The sequence below is a fragment of the Streptomyces fructofermentans genome (assembly GCF_014651055.1).
GTDB lineage: Bacteria > Actinomycetota > Actinomycetes > Streptomycetales > Streptomycetaceae > Streptomyces > Streptomyces fructofermentans.
The window spans coordinates 379,919-399,278 of the sequence record NZ_BMWD01000001.1 but is presented as its reverse complement, the minus strand read 5'-3'; the positions used below and the strand labels follow the sequence as shown (position 1 = coordinate 399,278).

The window sequence follows — 19,360 nt, the reverse complement described above, 5'->3', positions numbered from 1 at the left end:
TGACGTGCGACAGGCGCATGGTAGGCGCGCGGCCACGGGCGGCGGAACGCGGGGGACGAGCCGACGGGTGCGGGTGCGGGTGAGGGTGCGGCCGCCACGGTTCGGGCGGTGCCGACCCGGTCCCCGCTGCGGGCTCGTGACGCACCGCGGTCGTACCGCGCGGACGGGCGCGGTACGACGGGATGCAACGGGATGCAACGGGATACGAGGGGATACGACGGATACGACGAGAAGGGCCGCCGACCCGCGCGCACCGGAGTGCGGCCGCGGGTCGGCGGCGTCCTCACGGGGCTGTCAGAACCTCAGGCCCCAGGAGTTGATGTAGCCGGTGTCGAGCGACGCGTTGTCGCTCACTCGCAGGGTCCACGTCCCGTTGGCCACCTCGGAGGAGGCGTTGACGGTGTACGTGGTGTTGATGTTGTCGGTCGAACCGCCCGTGCCGTACGCCTTGAGGGTGTAGGCCGTCCCGTCGGGGGCGACGAGCTGCACCTGGAGGTCGCCTATGTACGTGTGGACGATGTTCACGGGCACGCTCAGGGCGGCGGGCGCGTTGCCCGTGACGCCGGTCACCGCGATCGGTGAGTTCGCCGTGGAGTTGTCGGCGATCGCGTAGTCCGTGGTGTTGTCGAAGGCCGGACCGGTGGGCGGCGGGGTCGTGCCGCCGCTGCCGACGCGCAGCAGCCGGTTCGGCGAGCCGGTGCCGGGGCTGGTGACCACCCCGGTGGTGGCGGCGTCGACCAGCGCGGCCTGGACGGCGGCCGGGGTGGCGGTGGGGTTGTCGGCCAGGTGGAGCGCTGCGGCTCCGGCCACGTGCGGGGTCGCCATCGACGTGCCGGAGATGGTGTTGGTCGCCGAGTCCCCGGTGCCCCACGAGGACGTGATCGAGGATCCGGGGGCGAAGAGGTCGAGGACCGTTCCGTAGTTGGAGTAACTGGCCTTGGCGTCGGTGCTGGTGGTGGCGCCGACCGTGATCGCCTCGGTGACGCGGGCGGGCGAGCGGGTGCTCGCGTTGGTCGTCTCGTTGCCCGCCGCGACGGCGTAGGTGACGCCGGACGCGATGGAGTTGCGTACGGCCGTGTCGATGGCGGTGTCGGCGCCGCCACCGAGGCTCATGTTGGCGACGGCGGGCTTGACCGCGTTGGCGGTCACCCAGTCGATGCCCGCGACGACCTGGGCCGTGGTGCCCTGGCCGGAGTTGTTCAGCACCCGGACACCGACGATCTTCGCCTTCTTGGCGACGCCGTACGCCGTGCCGCCGACCGTGCCGGCGACGTGCGTGCCGTGGCCGTGGCCGTCCTGGGCGGTGTTGTCGTTGTCGACGGCGTCGTAGCCGTAGACGGCCCGGCCGCCGAAGTCGGTGTGGGTGATGCGGACGCCGGTGTCGATGATGTACGCGGTGACGCCCTCGCCCGCGGTGTCGTCGTAGGTGTAGCTCTGGTTCAGCGGAAGCGCGGCCTGGTCGATGCGGTCCAGGCCCCAGGAGGGCGGGTTGGGCTGGGTCGTGTCGATGGACAGGACGCGGTTCTGGACGACGGAGGCGACGGCCGGGTCGGCGGCGAACCGGCCCGCCTCGGCCGCCGTGGCCTCGACGGCGTAGCCGTTCAGCGCCTTCCTGTAGGTGCGCTCGATCGTGGCGCCGTACTCCTTCGCGAGGGCCCTGCCCTCGGCCGAACCGGCCTTCGCGGCGTCCGCGCGGAGCGTCACGATGTAGCTGTCGGCGATCGTGTCGGGCGCGCCCGCGTACTGGATCCGGCCCTGGGGGTCCGCGGCGTTCGCGGAGGTCACGGGGATCGCGGAGACGAGGCCGGCGACGAGGGCCGCCGTGCCGATTCCGGCAAGTCTTCGCCGGGCATGACGCATCACTGCCATCTGGGGATCCTTCTCGATCGGTGGTGCGCTGGTGGGGGGTGGTGCGGACGGGGCACTCACGGGCACGGCACGACCGCTCGGGAGCGGTACGGGGCCGTGGGCCGTGGGTCGTGCGGTCGCACACGCGCAGAAATGGCAGGTCCATGCCAAATGAGCACGGAACCGATCCCTGCGCTCAGCCGAAAGATTGGGGCTTCCAGAGGAATTGCACAAGAGCCGTGCGCAGACGTAACGCGCCCGCCATGCCGCAGTCATGACAGTCCGTCATGAACCGGTGCATCTAACCTGCGGATATGACTCCATTGCCGGATTGTTTCTGCCCGGTGGACGGCACGCGCGTTTCCGCGGAATCGCTCGCGTGGTGCTGCCCGGTCTGCCGCGGCCCGCTCGACCTGGACTTCGCGCCGACTCCCGCCTCCCTCAAGTCCCTTGCCGGACGCGTGAATTCACTGTGGCGGTACGCGGAGTGCCTGCCGCTGCCCGCTCCCCCGGTGTCGCTCGGCGAGGGGCGCACTCCACTGGTCCCGCTGAAGGACGGGGTTTCGGCCAAACTCGACTTCCTCATGCCGACGCTGTCCTTCAAGGACCGCGGGGCCGTCCTGCTCGCCGGACTCGCCCTGCGGCTGGGACCCCGGCAGGTCGTCGCGGACAGCAGCGGCAACGCGGGCACGGCGGTCGCCGCGTACTGCGCGCGGGCCCAACTCCCGTGCACCGTCTACGTTCCCGAGGGGACCTCCGCGAAGAAGCTGGAGCAGATCGGGGCGCACGGCGCCCGGCTGGAAGTGGTCGGGGGCGACCGGGAGGCGGCGGCCCTGGCGGCCCGGGAGGCGGCCGACGAGGAGGGGACCTTCTACGCCAGCCACGTCTTCAACCCCTACTTCCTGCACGGCACGAAGACGTACGTCCACGAGGTGTGGGAGGACCTCGGCGGACGCCTGCCCGAGGTGCTCGTCCTGCCCGTCGGCAACGGCACGCTGCTGCTCGGCGCGGCACTCGCGGTGGCCGAACTGCACGCGGCCGGCCTCATCGACCGGCGCCCCGCGCTGTACGCGGTCCAGGCCGCCGCCGTCGCCCCGCTCGCCCATGCCTGGGACGAGGGCGCGGACGACCTCGTCGGGGTCACCCCGGCGGCGCCGACCTTCGCCGAGGGCATCGCGATCCCGCGCCCGCCGCGCGCCCGGCAGATCCTGCGGGCGGTGCGCGAGTCGGGAGGCACCTTCCTCACGGTGACCGAGGACCGCATCCGGCACGCCCAGAGCGACCTGGCCTCGCAGGGGCTGTACGTCGAGTCGACGGGCGTGGCGTGCTGGGCCGCGGTGCGCGACGGCGTGCTGGGGTCGCGCACCGCGGTGGTGCCGTTGTGCGGGGCCGGCGCGAAGACGGGCCTCGCGGGGGCTTGAGCCAGGAGCTTGAGCCGAGGGCTTGAGCGGGGCGGGGTGTGCCGATCCGGGCGAAGACGACCCCGCGGAGGCCTGGGCCGGGGGCGGGCGGGGCGCGGGCGGTCGCCGCGGGCGCGCGTCAGCCTCCGGCGGTCGGGGCGCGGGCGGTCGCCGCGGGCGCGCGTCAGCCTCCGGCGGGCGGGGACGCGGCGGCCAGGCGCTGCTGCTCCTCCTCGACGATCCGGCGCGCCAGGGTGCCGTCCGACACGTCGACGGCGTCCGGTGTCGCCTCGGCGACATCACTGCGGCGGGCGTACACGTCGAAGAGCCGGGTCTTGCTCTCCAGGATGTGGAGCAGCCTGTCGTCGACGCTGTCCGTGACGAGCAGGCGGTGCACCTGCACCGGGCGGACCTGGCCCATGCGGTGGGCGCGGGCCACGGCCTGGTGCTCCAGAGTGGGCTTGACCTGCGGTTCGCACAGGATCACCACGGAGGCGGCCTGCAGGTTGAGGCCGATGCCACCGGCCTCGATCTGGCACAGCAGCACGGCGTGGCCGGGCGCGGCCGTGAACTCGTCGACCAACTGCTGCCTGCGGCCGGCCGGGACACCTCCGGCCAGCGGCCCGAGCACCTTCGCGCCCCGCACGGCCGCACCGCGCGCTCCCGCGCCCTCCGCCCCGGTGCCGTCCGCCTCCGCGTCGTGCACCTCCGTGGCGTCCGCCTCTGTGGCGTGCGCCTCCGTGGCGTGCGCCTCCGCGGCGTCCGCCTGCGTGCCGTGCGGCCCCGTGGCGTGTGCCGGGGCACCGTCCGCCTTCGTGCCGTCCGCCCCGGTAGCGTGCCCGCCGCCGCCCGCCGACCCGGTGCCGCCGGCTCCTCCGCCGGGCGCCCCTCCGCCGGGCGCCCCTGTGCCGTCCGTCGCGGTGCCGTCCGTCCCGTCGCCGGGCGCCCCCGGGTCGAGCGTCTGCTGAACCGTGGCCAGGACGTCCCGGAAGTAGGAGAAGACGACGACCTTCAACTCGTTCGCGGCCGCCTCCGCGACCAGTTCGCGCAGCCGCTGGAGCTTGGCCGAGCTCCCGGGGTGCGCGTACGCGGCCCTGCGCATCGCCATGAAGTTCCCCGCGGCGACCGCCTCGTGGTACGCGGCACGGTCGGCGGCGCCGAACTCCTCCCACTCGTCGACCTGGACGAGCGCGGGCAGTTCGGTGAGCACGTCCTGCTGGTTGCGCCGCAGGTAGGCGGGGGCGACGGACCGGCGGAACGTGTCCGGCCCCGCCACCGCGTCACTGCCCTGGATCGTCGGCACCAGCTCGGGCCGGAGGTAGCGGACGAGACTGCGGAACTCCTCGACCCGGTTCTCCATCGGGGTCCCCGTGAGGAACAGGACGCGCTCGCAGCCGTCGGCCCACCGCGCGACCGCGCGGGAGCGGCGGGCCTGCGGGTTCTTGACGTAGTGGGCCTCGTCGACGACGAGCGCGGCCGGGGCGCCGGCGGATCCGCGAGTGGGGGCGGGCAGGCTGTGCAGCACGTCGAACGTGGTGACCGCGACCCCGCCGCGCTCGCGCCACTCGGCGTACGCGTCCTGCCGGCCGGGCCCGTGCACGGGCACCGGGCGCAGGGTGCTGCGGGCGCGGATCTCCCGCGTCCAGTTGATCAGGACGCTCGCGGGGCACACCACGATGAAGTGCCGGTGGCCGCCGGCCGCGAGGTGGGCGAGCACCGCGACGGCCTGGATGGTCTTGCCGAGGCCCATCTCGTCGCCGAGGACGACCCTGCGCTGGGCCAGCGCGAATCGCGCGCCGAAGGACTGGTAGCCGCGCAGCGACACCCGGCGGTGGGTGTCGTCCAGGCCCTGCGCGTGCACGCGCTCTGCGACCTCGGCCGGCAGGAAGCCCTCGGCCGCCGCGGTGTCGGGCACGCTGCCTGCGACCTCGGCGAGCTGGCTGTAGTACTCGGTGGACCGCAGTTCGAAGTCCACCCACGCCTCGGCGTGGGACGCCGACTCCCGCAGCAGGTCGGTGGAGGCCTGGGCGAGCAGCATCGGCACCCCGCGGGCGAAGGCGCCGGCGGTGAGGGCGCGCAGCTCGCCGACGGCGGCGAGGGCGCCCGCGCGCCGGGCGCCGCCCGCGAGGAGCATCCGCAGCCGCCCCGTGGCGGGCCCGGCCGCCGGGAGCAGTGCCTTGGCCCTCCGGTCGATCTCCGTCGCGGCGTCCACCGCGCGGCGCAGCTCCGGGCCGGCCTCGACCAGCCGGCGCAGGGCGACGACGAGGGCGGTGGTCCGCGGCTCCGGCCGGTCGACGTCGATCCGCACGGACACGGTCTCCTCGACCGCCCGCGCGATCTGCCGGGCGGCCGCGAGCGCCTGGTCCGCGGTCTGCGCCCCGACACCCGGTATCTGCCGCAACTCGTGGCGGCCCGCCTCGAACACCGCTCGTACGCTGCCGAGTCCCGCCGTCTCCAGCGCTCCGAGCCGCAGCCGCCCCTCCGTCACGTCCTTCAGGCGGGCGACCGGGATGCCCTCCAGCTCCTCGCGGACCAGGTCCGCCACGAGCGGCGCGAGGGCCGTGCGCACCTCGTCCACCGCCCGGGCGTGGTCGGCCAGCACGTCCCGCGCCATCCCGTGCAGCCGCTCGGCCCGCGTGACCAGCCGACGCGCCCCGCGCCCCACCGGTACGGGCCCGCGCGCCTCGTCGGCCTCGACGGCTCGGTCGGCTCCTTCGGCCCTTCCGCCCTGCGCCATGACGCCCCTCGTGTGCCGTACGCCGCGATGAGCGGACATCCTTCCACGAGGCACCGACAGCACCCCGGGAACCGGAACGGCGGCCGTCACTCCAGGTCTCGTACTTTTGACGCATTGTGAGCGGCGTCCGCGCCCCTCACTGTGATCTGCCATGGACAACGGATCACAGGCCCCGGAGACCCGCCTGGTCGAGCTGGTCGTGCCGGGCATCGGCCTGGTGGACCGGGCGGAGGCGCTGGAACCGCCCGACGTCCGGCGGATCAGCGGGGACGAGGGCGCGGGCTGGTACGGCACGGCCGGGGCGGACGACGGGGACGAGCCGGACGGGTCCGGCGGGGCGGACGGGTCCGGCGGGACGGGCCGTGCCCCCGGGCCTCACGTGGAGCGCCAGGTCTACGACTGGAACCGCCTGACGATCGGTGGCGCGGGCCGCGCGATGTGGCTGCTGTTGCTGCCCTTCCTGCTGATCAACCTGGTGACCTGGATGCAGCCCAGGCTTCCTCGGCACAGCAGGGTGCCGGGCGCGTTGTACGACTTCGGCGCGCGCCTGCTCGGACTCTCGCTGACGGTGATGCTGGTGGGCGTGTTCGGGCAGGCCGCCATGGACCAGGTCGTGTGGCAGTGCGGGGCGCCGGAGCACTCCGCGTGCGGTGCGGAGAACCCGATGGTCGTGGCCGCCCGCGACGTGGGCACGGGACCCGGGCTGACCCTCGCGGCCCTGGTGCCGCTGCTCGTCGGAGCGGTGATGGCCTTCAGCGCGCGGGACGCCAAGAAGGAGTACCGGCCTGTCCTGAAGACCGTGGACGGCGCGGCCCACCGGAGACTGGACCGGGAGGACGAGTCGCGGGCCCGGGAGCCCGGCAGGGTGCGCCGGCCGCTGGAGGTGCGCGGCTTCTGGGAGTACAACCGGCGGGCCGAGGGCCTGACTTCGCAGCACCTGTGCGCCGGGCTGCTCACGGTCGCGATGCTGGTGATCGTCCCCGCGCTCCAGTACGACCTGCGGCGGGACGCGGCGGCGGCCGGCCTGGTGCTCTTCGTGCTGATCCTGCTGCTCGCGGCGCTGGTGGTGGCCGACGGGCCCTGGTTCAGAGGGCGGGCGTGGTCGAGGTGGTGGCCGCTGAACCACCGGCGCACCACCCTCTCGGTGTGCCTCGCGGTGACGGGGTCCGCGATGCTCTACTGCGCGCTGCTCGAACGGGACTGGCAGGCGGCGCGCGGCCTCTCGCGGATGCTGCCGGGGATGGGCGCGGAGGCGAACGACGTCGTGATCGCCCAGGGCGTGGGGGTGCTCCTGATGGTCGTCGCGTGCCTGGTGATGTACCTCAGGGACCGCGACCGCGCGGGCAGGACGTCGCTGTACGGGCTCCTGGGACCCGTGGTCGCCGTCCTGGCGTGCTTCATCGGGTGGCTCTACACGGCCGCCTTCTCCCTGTGGGCGCAGGGCTGGCTCACCCCTGACGGAGACCCGTACGCGACCGAACTCCCCCGGGCCGTACGCGTGATCGCCGCGGCCTTCCCGCTGGTCGTGGTGCTGGGCGGCTGCGCCGCCGCGGTCAACGCGTCGTGGAAGGCCTGGAGGCGCAGGCCCGGGGCCGAGGCCGCGCGGCCGGGCGAGGAGGACGAGGACCGGCAGCATCGGAGCGAGATCAAATGGGCCCGGAACGTGGGCGAAGACGGGCTGGACTGGTACGACCAGGGCCTCGCCGCGCTGGCCTCCCTCATCGTGGCCCTCGTCGTGACGATGTATCTGGCGAACTGGGTCGGCGACGGCTCACTGACGACGAGCGTCCGCCGGACCACGAGCGACACGCTCAAGCAGCTCACCACCCTGGGCGCCCTGGCCCTGATCGCCCTCGTCGCGGTCGCGGTGCTCGCCGTACGCGCGGTCGCGCTCCGCCCGGAGATGCGCCGGAACACCGGCATCGCCTGGGCCTTCGGCGTCTTCTGGCCGCGCGCCGCCCACCCGTTCGCACCGGCCGCCTGGACCGTGCGGACCGTACCCGAACTCGTGCACCGCATCGAGTACCTGCTCGCGTCCGACAGCCGTACGCGGGTCCTGCTGCACGCGCAGTCCATGGGGTCGGTGATCGCCGTGGCCGCGCTGTGGCAGATCCCGGCGGAACTGCGCCCGCGCATCGCCCTGCTGACGACCGGCAGCCCGATCGGCACGGTGTTCGCGCGCCACTACCCGGGCTATGTCACGGCCGAGTCGCTGGACGCGCTCGTCCACGGCGACGGCTCCGGCGGCAGCGGCACCCTTCGGCTCGGCGCCTGGGTCAACATCCACCGCGGGACCGACCTGCTCGCCGGCCCGACCGGTGTCGAGGGCGTGGACAGGGAGTGGGCCGACGGCGTGGACCCGCTGGACCCCGACGCGGAGGGCTCGCACGCCCGCACCCGCGCCCAGCCCGTCTTCTGGCCGCTGGAACGGCACAACGGCTACCGGCGTGACCCCAGGATCGCGGCCGTCCGCCGGGACATGCTCCGAGCACTGGCCGCCGCCCCGGCACCGGTCCCCCCTCCTCCGCGGCGCCCCACGCCCACGCCCGCGCCGGCACCCTCACCGGGCGGGGCGGCCGGCGACTGACGACACCCGATGCGCCACGGCGACGCGCACGGTCGGCAGCACACGGCCCCGACCCGGAGAAGCCTGCTCCACCCCGCCGCGGCCGAGTCGGCACCAGGCCGGCAAGGAGACGCGGCAGGGGCCGGACTCACCCGAGTCCGACCCGCTTGACCGGCCTCTTCGATGAAGCGGCCGGTTCGCGGCAACCAACCCGCTCACACGTTGAAGCGGAACTCCACGACGTCGCCGTCCTGCATGACGTACTCCTTGCCCTCCATGCGGGCCTTGCCCTTCGCGCGGGCCTCGGCCACCGAGCCCATCTCGACGAGGTCCTCGAAGGAGATGACCTCGGCCTTGATGAAGCCCTTCTGGAAGTCGGTGTGGATGACACCGGCGGCCTCGGGAGCGGTGGCGCCCTTCTTGATGGTCCAGGCGCGGGTCTCCTTGGGGCCTGCCGTCAGGTAGGTCTGGAGGCCGAGCGTGTCGAAGCCGACGTGCGCGAGCGTGGCGAGGCCGGGCTCCTGGGCGCCGACCGACTCCAGCAGCTCCAGGGCGTCCGCCTCGTCGAGCTCGGCGAGGTCCTGCTCCAGCTTGGCGTTCAGGAAGATCGCCTCGGCGGGGGCGACGAGGGCGCGCTGCTCGGTCTTGAAGTCCTCGTCGACCAGCTCGTCCTCGTCCACGTTGAAGACGTAGAGGAACGGCTTGGTGGTGAGCAGGTGCAGGTCGTGCAGCAGCTCCTCCTTGCCGGAGCCCTGGACGATGCCGGCGGAGAACAGGGTGTCGCCCTTCTCCAGGATCGCCTGGGCCGCCTCGACCGCCGCGACCTTGGGCGCGATGTCCTTCTTGATGCGCGACTCCTTCTGGAGGCGCGGCAGGACCTTCTCGATCGTCTGGAGGTCGGCGAGGATCAGCTCGGTGTTGATCGTCTCGATGTCGTCCTTCGGCGAGACCTTGCCGTCGACGTGCACGACGTTCTCGTCCTTGAAGGCACGGATGACCTGGCAGATCGCGTCGGACTCGCGGATGTTCGCGAGGAACTTGTTGCCCAGTCCCTCTCCCTCGCTGGCGCCGCGCACGATGCCCGCGATGTCGACGAAGTCCACGGTGGCGGGCAGGACCTTCTGCGAACCGAAGATCCCGGCCAGCGTCGCGAGACGGGCGTCGGGGACACCGACCACGCCCACGTTCGGCTCGATCGTGGCGAACGGGTAGTTGGCCGCCAGCACGTCGTTCTTGGTCAGGGCGTTGAACAGGGTCGACTTGCCGACATTCGGCAGTCCGACGATTCCGATCGTGAGCGACACGTTGCGACTTCCCGTACGTGAGTGAGGTGGGAGGACTGGGGCGGGGTGGGCCCGGGGGCCTTCTGCGTGATGCGCGGGCCGATCCACCAGTCTACGGCGTGCCGCGCCTCGCACCGGCGACGTATCGAACGCTTGGCCAAGGTCGGCCAAAGCGCGTGTCTCGCGGGCCATTACCCACATAACCCGACCTAAGTTGGACCGGTGGAGCAACACAGGACGCGTCCCCCCCAGTCACAGCCGCAGCGACGCGGCACGCCCCTCCCCCCGCAGGCAGGGCGCGACGGAGCCCGCACCGCCCGGCAGAGCGGCGCCGGCGCCCCGCGGACCGCGCCCACCGGATCACCGCTCGCGAACGCGGTGCGCAGATTCCCCAACCCCCGGCTGACAGGGCTCGGCGGCGGCTTGTTCAGCGCCGCGTCGATGGTCGCGCTGGCCTGCCTCGACCTGCTGCTGTTCGGGGGTTCGCTCGTCGTCTACGGCGTGCTGTTCCTGCCGGTCTGCGCGCTCACCGCGGTATGGGTGCGGCGGGCCGACCTCGTCACGGCCGTCGTGGCCGTTCCGATCGCCTTCGCCGTCGGCCTGCTGCCCCTCGCGGACGGCGCGGGAGGCGTCGGCGGCCGGCTGATGGGGCTGGTCACGGCATTGGCGACGCACGCGGGCTGGCTGTACGGCGGCACGCTGGTCGCCGGGCTCATCGTGGTCGTCCGGAAGGTGCGGCAGATGAGCCGCCGCCGTGCCGCCCAGCGCCGCGCGGCGGCCTCGGTGGCCCAGCCGCGCCGCCGGACCGCCTGAGCGCGGCGGCGGCGCGGGCCCCGGTCCGGGGCCCACCGGCGGACAGAACCGGAAGCCCCGGGTGCACACGGGCCAACAGCCGACTCAGGAGCCCCGGGCTCCGGACGGCCACGGGCCTCGGACGGCCACGGGGCCTGCGGCCCCGCAAGCCCACGGACCCCCGACCGTCCCGACGGAACCGCCGGGAGCGACCGGGAGACCCGGTCGCCACCGCTACTCCGCCTTGGCCGCCCGCATCGCCGCGCCCACGATCCCGGCGTTGTTCTGGAGCTGCGCCGGCACGATCTCCGCCCTGATCCCCTCGATCAGCGGCAGGAACTTCTGGGCCTTTCGGCTGACACCGCCGCCGATGATGAAGAGCTCGGGCGAGAAGAGCATCTCCAGATGGGCCAGGTACTTCTGGACGCGGTGGGCCCAGTGCTCCCAGCTGAGGTCGTGGTCCTCCTTGGCCTTGGTGGAGGCGTGCTTCTCGGCGTCGTGGCCGTTCAGCTCCAGGTGGCCCAGCTCCGTGTTCGGCACGAGCAGGCCGTCCATGAAGAGGGCGCTGCCGATTCCCGTACCGAAGGTGAGGAGGAAGACGGTGCCCCGCCGGTCCCGGCCCGCGCCGAACTGCATCTCGGCGACGCCCGCCGCGTCCGCGTCGTTGAGGACGGTGATCGGAAGTCCGTCCAGCCGCTCCCCGAACAGGGCGCGCGCGTCCGTGTCGATCCAGCTCTTGTCCACGTTGGCCGCGGTACGGATCGTGGAGCCGCCGGTCACCACGCCGGGGAAGGTGATGCCGACCGGACCGGTCCAGCCGAAGTGCCCGACGACCTCCTTGACGCCGTCGGCGACCGCCTCTGGGGTCGCGGGATGCGGCGTGAGCACCTTGTAGCGCTCCTCCGCCAGGTCGCCGCGGTCCAGGTCCACGGGCGCGCCCTTGATCCCTGAACCGCCGATGTCCACACCGAAGATCTGCATGGCTCTACGTTACGTCGTACGACGGACAGTCACTCCGCCGAGGGGGTCCTGCCGGTGCGCTCCGCCACCAGGGCGGCCGCCTCCGCGCGCAGGTCGCGGCGCAGTTCCTTGGGGAGCGAGAACGTGATCGACTCCTCGGCGGCCTTCACCAGCTCGACGTCCCCGTAGCCGCGCTGCGTGAGGTATTCGAGAACCTGCTCGACGAGGATCTCGGGCACGGAGGCCCCGGAGGTGACGCCCACCGTGGTGACGCCCTCCAGCCAGCTCTCGTCGATCTCGTCGGCGAAGTCCACGAGGTGGGCCGCACGCGCTCCGGCGAGCTTGGCGACCTCGACGAGCCGTACGGAGTTGGAGGAGTTCCGGGAGCCGACGACGATGACGAGGTCCGCCTGCTCGCCCATCTGCTTCACCGCGAGCTGGCGGTTCTGCGTGGCGTAGCAGATGTCGTCGCTGGGCGGCGAGATGAGCTGCGGGAACTTCTCCTTGAGGGCGTCGACCGTCTCCATCGTCTCGTCGACCGAGAGGGTGGTCTGCGAGAGCCAGACGACCCTGGACGGGTCGCGGACCTCGACCTTGGCGACGTCCGAGGGGCCGTCGACCAGGGTGATGTGGTCGGGCGCCTCGCCGGACGTGCCGATGACCTCCTCGTGGCCCTCGTGGCCGATCAGCAGGATGTCGTAGTCCTCGCTCGCGAAGCGGACGGCTTCCTTGTGGACCTTGGTGACCAGCGGGCAGGTGGCGTCGATGGTGGCGAGCCTGCCGGCCGCGGCCTCGTCGTGGACGACCGGGGCGACGCCGTGCGCGGAGAACATGACGATGGACCCCTCGGGGACCTCGGCCGTCCGCTCGACGAAGATCGCGCCCTTCTTCTCCAGGGTCTGCACCACGTACTTGTTGTGGACGATCTCGTGGCGGACGTAGATCGGGGCCCCGTACTGCTCAAGGGCCTTCTCGACGGCGATCACGGCACGGTCGACACCCGCGCAGTAGCCACGGGGGGCGGCGAGGAGGACACGGCGGCCAGTCGAAGCAGTCATGCACCCCATCGTAAGGCCGCGCCCGGCAGGTCGAAGATCGCCTCCTTGGGGAGACTGGTGGGGGCTCGGGAGGGCCGGGGCCCGGGACGACCCTCGGGAGGCACGGATGGCGGACACGCGGGCGGCGGACGGCGCCGCCGCGGAGGAGTCCGGGCTGCGGCGCAGCCTCGGCTTCCGGGACCTGGTGGTCTACGGGCTGCTGTTCATCGCCCCCATGGCTCCGGTCGGTGTCTACGGGACGCTCGACGCCAGGTCCCACGGGGCGGTGGCACTCGTCTACGTCGTCGCCACGGTCGCGATGGCGTTCACCGCTTTCAGCTACGCCCAGATGGTGCGGGTGGTCCCCCGGGCGGGGTCGGTGTTCGCCTACGCGCGCGCGGGGCTCGGTGAGGGTGCCGGGTTCGTCGCCGGGTGGATGGCCATGCTCGACTACCTCCTCATCCCGGCGGTGGCGTACCTCTTCTCCGGGATCGCGATGAACGCCCTGGTGCCGGAGGTGTCGCGCTGGGTGTGGACGGCGGTCGCCGTGCTCGTCACGACCCTGCTGAACCTGTGGGGCGTCCGGGCGGCGGCGCGCGTGGGCTTCCTGGTGCTGGCGATGGAGATCGTGGTGCTCCTCGTCCTCGTCGTGTCGGCGGTCGTCGTCCTCGCGGACGACGGCGCGCGGCGGGGCTGGCTGTCGCCGCTGTCGGGCGACGGCTCGCAGGGCGCGTTCGCCCTGTCGGCGGTCGTCGGCGCCGTGTCGATCGCCGTCCTCTCCTATCTGGGCTTCGACGCGATCGTGTCGTTCGCCGAGGAGGTGACGGGCGGCTCGGAGAAGGTGGCGCGGGCCGTGCTGTTCTGCCTGGCCCTGGCCGGTGTGCTGTTCGTGGCGCAGACGTACCTCGTCGCCCTGCTGGAGCCGCTGTCGTCGGCGGAGCTCGCCGCCGACCCGGCCCTTCAGGGGTCCGCGTTCTACGACGCCGTGGACGCGTCCGTCGGGACGTGGCTCCACGACCTGGTGGCGGCGAGCAAGGCGATCGGGGCGGCCTTCGCCGCGCTCGCCGGGCAGGCCGCCGCGGCGCGGCTGCTGTTCGCGATGTCCCGGGACCGGCGGCTGCCGCGGATGCTGTCGAGGACGGACTCCGGGGTGCCCCGGGCCGCCCTCCTGTGCGCGGCCGCCGTCACGCTCGCCGCCGCGGTGTGGGCGGCCCGTCGCGACGACGGGATGGACCACCTGGTGTCGGTGGTCGACGTCGGCGCGCTGACGGCGTTCACGCTGCTGCACGCGAGCGTGGTCGGCTGGTTCGCCGTGCGTCGGCTGGGCGGTCCCGTCGTGTGGTGGCGGCACGTGCTCGTGCCGGTCCTCGGCGCGGCGATCACCGTGGCCGTGATCGTCGAGGCCTCCGGGACGGCGCAGTCGGTGGGCGCGGTGTGGCTCGCGGTGGGCTTCGCCGTCCTGGCGGCCCAGCGGGGACGCACGAAGACGCAGGGGCCGGCGGGGACGGACGGGACTTCGGGGACGGACGGGGCGTCGGGGAAGTAGGGGACATGGGGGATGTCTGGGGCGGGCCCCGGGCCGGCGGCCGTACGTGGCCTGCTGCGGGGCGGGGCTGCGGGTCCGGTCCCGGCCGTCGCGGGAGGCGGCGGCGCGCGAGGGGGATGTCTGAGCCTGCGGCTACGCTCGCCGCATGGCTCTCAACACGTCCGCGGACGCCCCGCTGCCCGTTGGCGAGGTGTCCCGGCTCATCGGGGGATGGATCGACCGGCTCGGGGCCGTGTGGGTCGAAGGGCAGATCACGCAGTTGTCGCGCCGTCCGGGCGCGGGCGTCGTCTTCCTGACGCTGCGCGACCCGTCGCACGACATCTCCGTGAGCGTGACCTGCTACCGCCAGGTCTTCGACGCGGTGGCCGACGTGGTGAGCGAGGGCGCCCGCGTCGTGGTCCACGCGAAGCCCGAGTGGTACGCGCCCCGCGGCCAGCTCTCGCTGCGGGCGGTGGAGATCAAGCCCGTCGGGGTCGGTGAACTCCTCGCACGGCTTGAGCAGTTGAAGAAGTCCCTGGCGAGCGAGGGCCTGTTCGCCGCGGACCGCAAGAAGCCCCTGCCGTTCCTGCCCCAGCTCATCGGCCTCGTCTGCGGCCGCGCCTCGGCCGCCGAGCGCGACGTACTGGAGAACGCGCGCCACCGCTGGCCGGCCGTCCGCTTCGAGGTGCGCAACGTCGCGGTGCAGGGCGTCCACGCGGTCACCCAGGTGGTCCGGGCGGTCAAGGAGCTCGACGCGCGCGACGACGTCGACGTGATCGTCGTCGCGCGCGGCGGCGGCAGCGTGGAGGACCTGCTCCCGTTCTCGGACGAGGAGCTCGTCCGGACGGTGGCCGCCTGTCGCACGCCGGTCGTCTCCGCGATCGGCCACGAACCCGACAACCCGCTGCTGGACCACGTGGCGGACCTGCGCGCCTCCACCCCGACGGACGCCGCGAAGAAGGTCGTGCCGGACGTCGGGGAGGAGTACGAGCGCGTCCAGTTCCTCCGGGACCGCGCCCGCCGCTGCGTCGAGTCCCACGTCGACCGGGAGGAGCGCGGCCTCGCGCACGCGCTGGCCCGCCCCTCGATGCAGGACCCGCACCGGATGGTCGACGGGCGGGGCGACGAGGTCTCCGCGCTGCTCGGCCGAGGCAGGCGGACGCTCGGCCATCTCCTGGACCGGGCCGATTCGGAGCTGACGCACACGCACGCGCGCGTGGTGGCCCTCTCCCCGGCCGCGACCCTCAAGCGGGGCTACGCGGTCCTGCAGAGGTCCGACGGCCACGCCGTCAGGTCCCCCGACGAGGTGACGGCGGACGAGTCCCTGCGGGCACGGGTCGCCGAGGGCGAATTCACGGTACGAGTCGATGTTTAGGGTGGACGCATGACCAGCACGACGGACGAGGCCCTCGGGTACGAGCAGGCCCGGGACGAGCTCATCGAGGTCGTACGACGCCTGGAGGCGGGCGGTACGACTCTGGAGGAGTCGCTCGCGCTGTGGGAGCGGGGCGAGGAACTGGCGAAGGTGTGCCGCCGCTGGCTGGACGGCGCCCGCGCCCGTCTCGACGCGGCGCTCGCCGAGGAGGCGTCGTCCGCGCAGGCGGAGGACGCCGGCTCCGAGTAGCCCGCCCTCCCCGGGGTGCGCTCCCCGGGAAGGGCGCACCCCGGGGGTGCGCTCCCCGGGAAGGGCGCACCCCGGGGGTGCGCTCCCCGGGAAGGGCGCACCCCGGGGGACTCCCCCTCCACCTCTTGGCACAGAAGCCGCCGCGACCGGTTCCGTACCCGTCACGGCGGCTTCGTCGTGCCCGGGCGGGGCGGGGCCGTCACCCGGGCCGGGCGGCGGCGTGCCCGGGTGGGCGGCGCGGACGCGACCGGGCGTCCGGCCGGGGCCGGAGAGGCGGACGCGCGGGCCGGAGAGGTGGACGCGCGGGCCGGACCTGTGAAGAGGATCACCATGTTCCGTTTTTGGTTGAAACTTAAACCTAATGGTCGTATCGTCAGTCGTGCCAGTCGGTCCCCCACGGACCGGACGCACACCCGAAAAGGCTCTTGATGTCCCTCGTTCTCGACCCCACCGCCCAGGACCTGCTCTTCCGCGAGGCCCGCACCGCCAACACGTTCACCGACGAGCCGGTGACCGAGGAGCAGGTGCAGGCGATCTACGACCTCGTCAAGTACGGCCCGACCGCGTTCAACCAGTCCCCGCTGCGCATCACCCTGGTCCGCTCCGCCGAGGCCCGCGAGCGCCTCGTGCAGCACATGGCCGAGGGCAACCAGCCGAAGACCGCGACCGCCCCACTGGTCGCGATCCTCTCCGCGGACAACGAGTTCCACGAGGAGCTTCCCCACCTGTTCCCGCACTTCCCGCAGGCCAAGGACGTGTTCTTCGCCGAGCGCCCGTCCCGTGAGGGCCCGGCCGCGATGAACGCCGCGCTGCAGGCCGCGTACTTCATCATCGGCGTCCGCGCCGCGGGCCTGGCAGCCGGTCCGATGACGGGCTTCGACTTCCGGGGCGTCCAGAAGGAGTTCCTGGACGACGACCACACCCCGCTGATGGTCGTCAACATCGGCAGGCCCGCCGAGGACGCCTGGCTCCCGCGGCTCCCGCGCCTCACGTTCGACCAGGTCATCACGACGGTCTGACCACCGGCGACCGTCCCGGCGGTCCGCCTCGCGGCGCTCAAGGCGCTCACGGCGGCGGTCGGTCACGACGGTCGGCGCACACATCACGAAGGGCCCTCGGCACACCGCCGAGGGCCCTTCGCGCATTCGTCGTCACCGCCGTCACCGGCGCCACGGCCGCCACCGGTGCCGTGAGCGGCGTCACCGTCGCGAGCGCCGCCGCTGCCGTCGGCGCGGCCGGTCCGGTGCCCTGGGCCCGCCGGCCGCGCGCGGGCGGCGCCTGCCCGGGGCAGCCCGCACTCGGCTCACCCGGTGCTCACCCGCTGCTCACTCGGTCTCCAGCGCCCCGGCCATCCTCGCCAGCTGCGCGAACGACGCCGTGCCGGTCACGACCGTCGTGGTGCCCTTCTCCCGCAGGACCAGGGCGTCGTACCGCCCGCCCTCGTACCGCTGCCAGGTCCGGCCCTCTATGCGCTGCGTGGTGCCCGCGTCCTCGGCGCCCTGGCTGACGTCCTCGATGAACGTCACGGGCCGCTGAGTCGACTGCTCGACCGCCACGTACTCACCATCGGGGTCGTGGTAGCCGAGGTGCCAGGCGTCGAAGTCGTCGCCGCGGAACCGCACCGATGTCGCCTTCCACTCCGTGGGGAGCCCCTCGGGTGCCGCCACCGGATAGGCGGCCGCCCGCCGTGCCGTGAGGAGTTCCACGCGGTAGTCCACCCGCTTGAGAGGGGGCTCCGAGTCGTCATTGGGAATGAAGATGTAGACGAAACCCGCGACGATGCCGATCAGGCCCAGGGAGAGAACCATGTCCCGGACCGTCTGCTTGCCTTTCATACCTGCCACGTCCCTATCGTCGCAGGTGCACTGGTCCGCTCATCCGTGGGGCCCCCTGCTCATTTTGTCGGACTGACGATAGAGTCGAACAGAACCCTCATCCGGCCGTCGTCGTATCAGAAAGGTGCGCTCCGATGACCGAGCATCACTTGCCGTCCGAACTCGAGGTCCCCTCCGAGGCCCCCGACCGAAACCTCGCCCTGGAGCTCGTCCGGGTCACCGAGGCCGCCGCGATGGCCGCCGGCCGCTGGGTCGGCCGCGGCGACAAGAACGGCGCCGACGGAGCGGCCGTACGGGCCATGCGGACCCTCGTCTCCACCGTCTCGATGAACGGCGTCGTCGTCATCGGCGAGGGCGAGAAGGACGAAGCCCCGATGCTCTTCAACGGGGAGCAGGTCGGCGACGGGACGGGAGCCGAGTGCGACATCGCCGTCGACCCGATCGACGGCACCACGCTCACCGCCAAGGGCATGACGAACGCGATCGCGGTGCTGGCCGCCGCCGACCGCGGCACCATGTTCGACCCGTCGGCGGTCTTCTACATGGACAAACTGGTCACCGGCCCCGAGGCCGCCGACTTCGTGGACATCAACGCCCCCGTCTCGGTGAACATCCGCCGGGTCGCCAAGGCCAAGCGGGTCACGCCCGAGGACGTCACCGTGGTCATCCTCGACCGGCCCCGGCACGACGGGATCATCAAGGAGATCCGGGAGACCGGCGCGCGCATCAAACTGATCTCGGACGGCGACGTCGCGGGCTCGATCCTGGCGTTGCGCGAGGGCACCGGCATCGACCTGCTGCTCGGCATCGGCGGCACGCCCGAGGGCATCATCTCGGCCTGTGCCGTGAAGTGCCTGGGCGGCACTATCCAGGGCAAGCTGTGGCCGAAGGACGACGAGGAGCGCGCCCGCGCCGTCGACGCGGGCCACGACCTCGACAGGGTCCTGCTCACCGACGACCTGGTCTCCGGCGAGAACGTCTTCTTCGTCGCGACCGGCATCACGGACGGCGAGCTGCTGCGCGGTGTGCGCTACCGCTCGGAGACCGCGACGACCGAGTCGATCGTCATGCGCTCCAAGTCGGGCACCGTCCGGCAGATCACCTCGGAGCACCGGCTGTCGAAGCTGCGCGCCTACAGCGCGATCGACTTCGACCGGGCGAAGTAACCCGGCTCCCGGCCGACCCGGAGCGAGGAAGGGGCGTCCCCTGTGCGGAGGGGCGCCCCTTTCGCGTGCGCGCGGCCCGGCTTCTCGTGCGCGCGGTCCCGGCCGGGCGGAACGCCTACCCGGCCGCGGCTATCGTCCCGGTCGAGTGGGCGGCCTTCTGCAGTTCGAGATCGCGCCGGCGGCGCCGGGCGAGCACCACGCGGCGCTCGGCGGCGGTCAGGCCGCCCCAGACGCCGTAGGGCTCGGGTTGCAGCAGCGCGTGCTCCCGGCACTCGATCATCACCGGACAGCGGGCGCAGACCCGCTTCGCCGCCTCCTCACGGGACAGCCGGGCCGCGGTGGGTTCCTTGGAGGGCGCGAAGAACAGCCCGGCCTCGTCGCGGCGGCACACGGCCTCCGTGTGCCAGGGGGCGTCCTGGTCCCGCCCGCGCACCGGCACCGGCTGGGGCGGAACGGCGGCGACCTGCAGGGACTGATGCGGCGGATGCAGCACGGTCTACTCCTGACGACGGCTTCGCGAGCGAGAGACGATGCAGCAAGGCCTACCCGCTGTGCGCACGCCTATGCACTCGGTTCCGAAGCGCGGC

At 73.0% G+C, this 19,360-nt stretch carries 15 protein-coding genes; 8 read left to right on the top strand and 7 right to left on the bottom strand.

The annotated features are described in order from the left end of the window. Positions 1-294: 294 nt before the first annotated feature. Positions 295-1,869, bottom strand: a complete 1,575-nt coding sequence (locus IE265_RS01635) for a S8 family peptidase (RefSeq protein ID WP_190033437.1) — start codon at positions 1,867-1,869, stop codon at positions 295-297. 293 nt (positions 1,870-2,162) lie between these two features. On the opposite strand from IE265_RS01635, the gene IE265_RS01630 reads away from it, so the two are divergent. After that, positions 2,163-3,269 carry a pyridoxal-phosphate dependent enzyme gene (locus tag IE265_RS01630; RefSeq protein WP_190033436.1) on the top strand — a complete coding sequence of 369 codons (1,107 nt, stop codon included), beginning with the start codon at positions 2,163-2,165 and terminating at the stop codon, positions 3,267-3,269. Positions 3,270-3,432: 163 nt separating this feature from the next. On the opposite strand, the gene IE265_RS01625 is transcribed toward IE265_RS01630, so the two are convergent. Then, a complete protein-coding gene (locus IE265_RS01625; RefSeq protein WP_229915996.1) occupies positions 3,433-5,862 on the bottom strand; it encodes a DEAD/DEAH box helicase in 2,430 nt (809 codons plus the stop codon). 274 nt (positions 5,863-6,136) lie between these two features. Here IE265_RS01625 and IE265_RS01620 point away from each other — a divergent pair, with 274 nt between their 5' ends. Then, complete coding sequence (locus tag IE265_RS01620; protein ID WP_190033435.1) at positions 6,137-8,572, top strand: hypothetical protein; 2,436 nt, start codon at positions 6,137-6,139, stop codon at positions 8,570-8,572. Positions 8,573-8,766: 194 nt separating this feature from the next. Here the strand turns inward: IE265_RS01620 and ychF are convergent, their stop codons facing one another. Continuing rightward, a complete protein-coding gene (gene ychF, locus IE265_RS01615; RefSeq protein ID WP_190033434.1) occupies positions 8,767-9,855 on the bottom strand; it encodes a redox-regulated ATPase YchF in 1,089 nt (362 codons plus the stop codon). 357 nt (positions 9,856-10,212) lie between these two features. Here ychF and IE265_RS01610 point away from each other — a divergent pair, with 357 nt between their 5' ends. Continuing rightward, positions 10,213-10,647, top strand: a complete 435-nt coding sequence (locus IE265_RS01610; protein WP_373302885.1) for a DUF6542 domain-containing protein — start codon at positions 10,213-10,215, stop codon at positions 10,645-10,647. A gap of 213 nt (positions 10,648-10,860) precedes the next feature. Here IE265_RS01610 and ppgK read toward each other — a convergent pair whose 3' ends face one another. Further along, positions 10,861-11,607, bottom strand: a complete 747-nt coding sequence (ppgK, locus tag IE265_RS01605; protein ID WP_190033432.1) for a polyphosphate--glucose phosphotransferase — start codon at positions 11,605-11,607, stop codon at positions 10,861-10,863. Positions 11,608-11,636: 29 nt separating this feature from the next. After that, positions 11,637-12,653 (bottom strand): 4-hydroxy-3-methylbut-2-enyl diphosphate reductase, encoded by a 1,017-nt coding sequence (locus IE265_RS01600; protein WP_190033431.1) that lies wholly within the window; start codon positions 12,651-12,653, stop codon positions 11,637-11,639. A gap of 97 nt (positions 12,654-12,750) precedes the next feature. On the opposite strand from IE265_RS01600, the gene IE265_RS01595 reads away from it, so the two are divergent. The 4 genes from IE265_RS01595 to IE265_RS01580 all read left to right on the top strand — a co-directional run bounded on the left by IE265_RS01595 (position 12,751) and on the right by IE265_RS01580 (position 16,791). Next, positions 12,751-14,169, top strand: coding sequence for an APC family permease (locus IE265_RS01595; RefSeq protein WP_190033430.1), 1,419 nt, complete (start codon positions 12,751-12,753; stop codon positions 14,167-14,169). A 145-nt stretch (positions 14,170-14,314) separates the two neighbouring features. Continuing rightward, positions 14,315-15,523: an exodeoxyribonuclease VII large subunit gene (xseA, locus tag IE265_RS01590; RefSeq protein ID WP_190033429.1), complete on the top strand. Its 1,209-nt coding sequence runs from the start codon at positions 14,315-14,317 to the stop codon at positions 15,521-15,523. Between the two features lie 9 nt (positions 15,524-15,532). Further along, positions 15,533-15,772, top strand: coding sequence for an exodeoxyribonuclease VII small subunit (locus IE265_RS01585; protein WP_190033428.1), 240 nt, complete (start codon positions 15,533-15,535; stop codon positions 15,770-15,772). A 428-nt stretch (positions 15,773-16,200) separates the two neighbouring features. Beyond that, a complete protein-coding gene (locus IE265_RS01580) occupies positions 16,201-16,791 on the top strand; it encodes a malonic semialdehyde reductase (RefSeq protein ID WP_190033427.1) in 591 nt (196 codons plus the stop codon). A gap of 306 nt (positions 16,792-17,097) precedes the next feature. On the opposite strand, the gene IE265_RS01575 is transcribed toward IE265_RS01580, so the two are convergent. After that, positions 17,098-17,616, bottom strand: a complete 519-nt coding sequence (locus IE265_RS01575; RefSeq protein ID WP_190033426.1) for a DUF4245 domain-containing protein — start codon at positions 17,614-17,616, stop codon at positions 17,098-17,100. Positions 17,617-17,741: 125 nt separating this feature from the next. Between IE265_RS01575 and glpX the strand changes: the two genes are divergently transcribed. Continuing rightward, a complete protein-coding gene (glpX, locus tag IE265_RS01570) occupies positions 17,742-18,773 on the top strand; it encodes a class II fructose-bisphosphatase (protein ID WP_190033425.1) in 1,032 nt (343 codons plus the stop codon). 115 nt (positions 18,774-18,888) lie between these two features. On the opposite strand, the gene IE265_RS01565 is transcribed toward glpX, so the two are convergent. Beyond that, positions 18,889-19,266 carry a WhiB family transcriptional regulator gene (locus tag IE265_RS01565; RefSeq protein ID WP_190033424.1) on the bottom strand — a complete coding sequence of 126 codons (378 nt, stop codon included), beginning with the start codon at positions 19,264-19,266 and terminating at the stop codon, positions 18,889-18,891. Between the last annotated feature and the right edge of the window lie 94 nt (positions 19,267-19,360).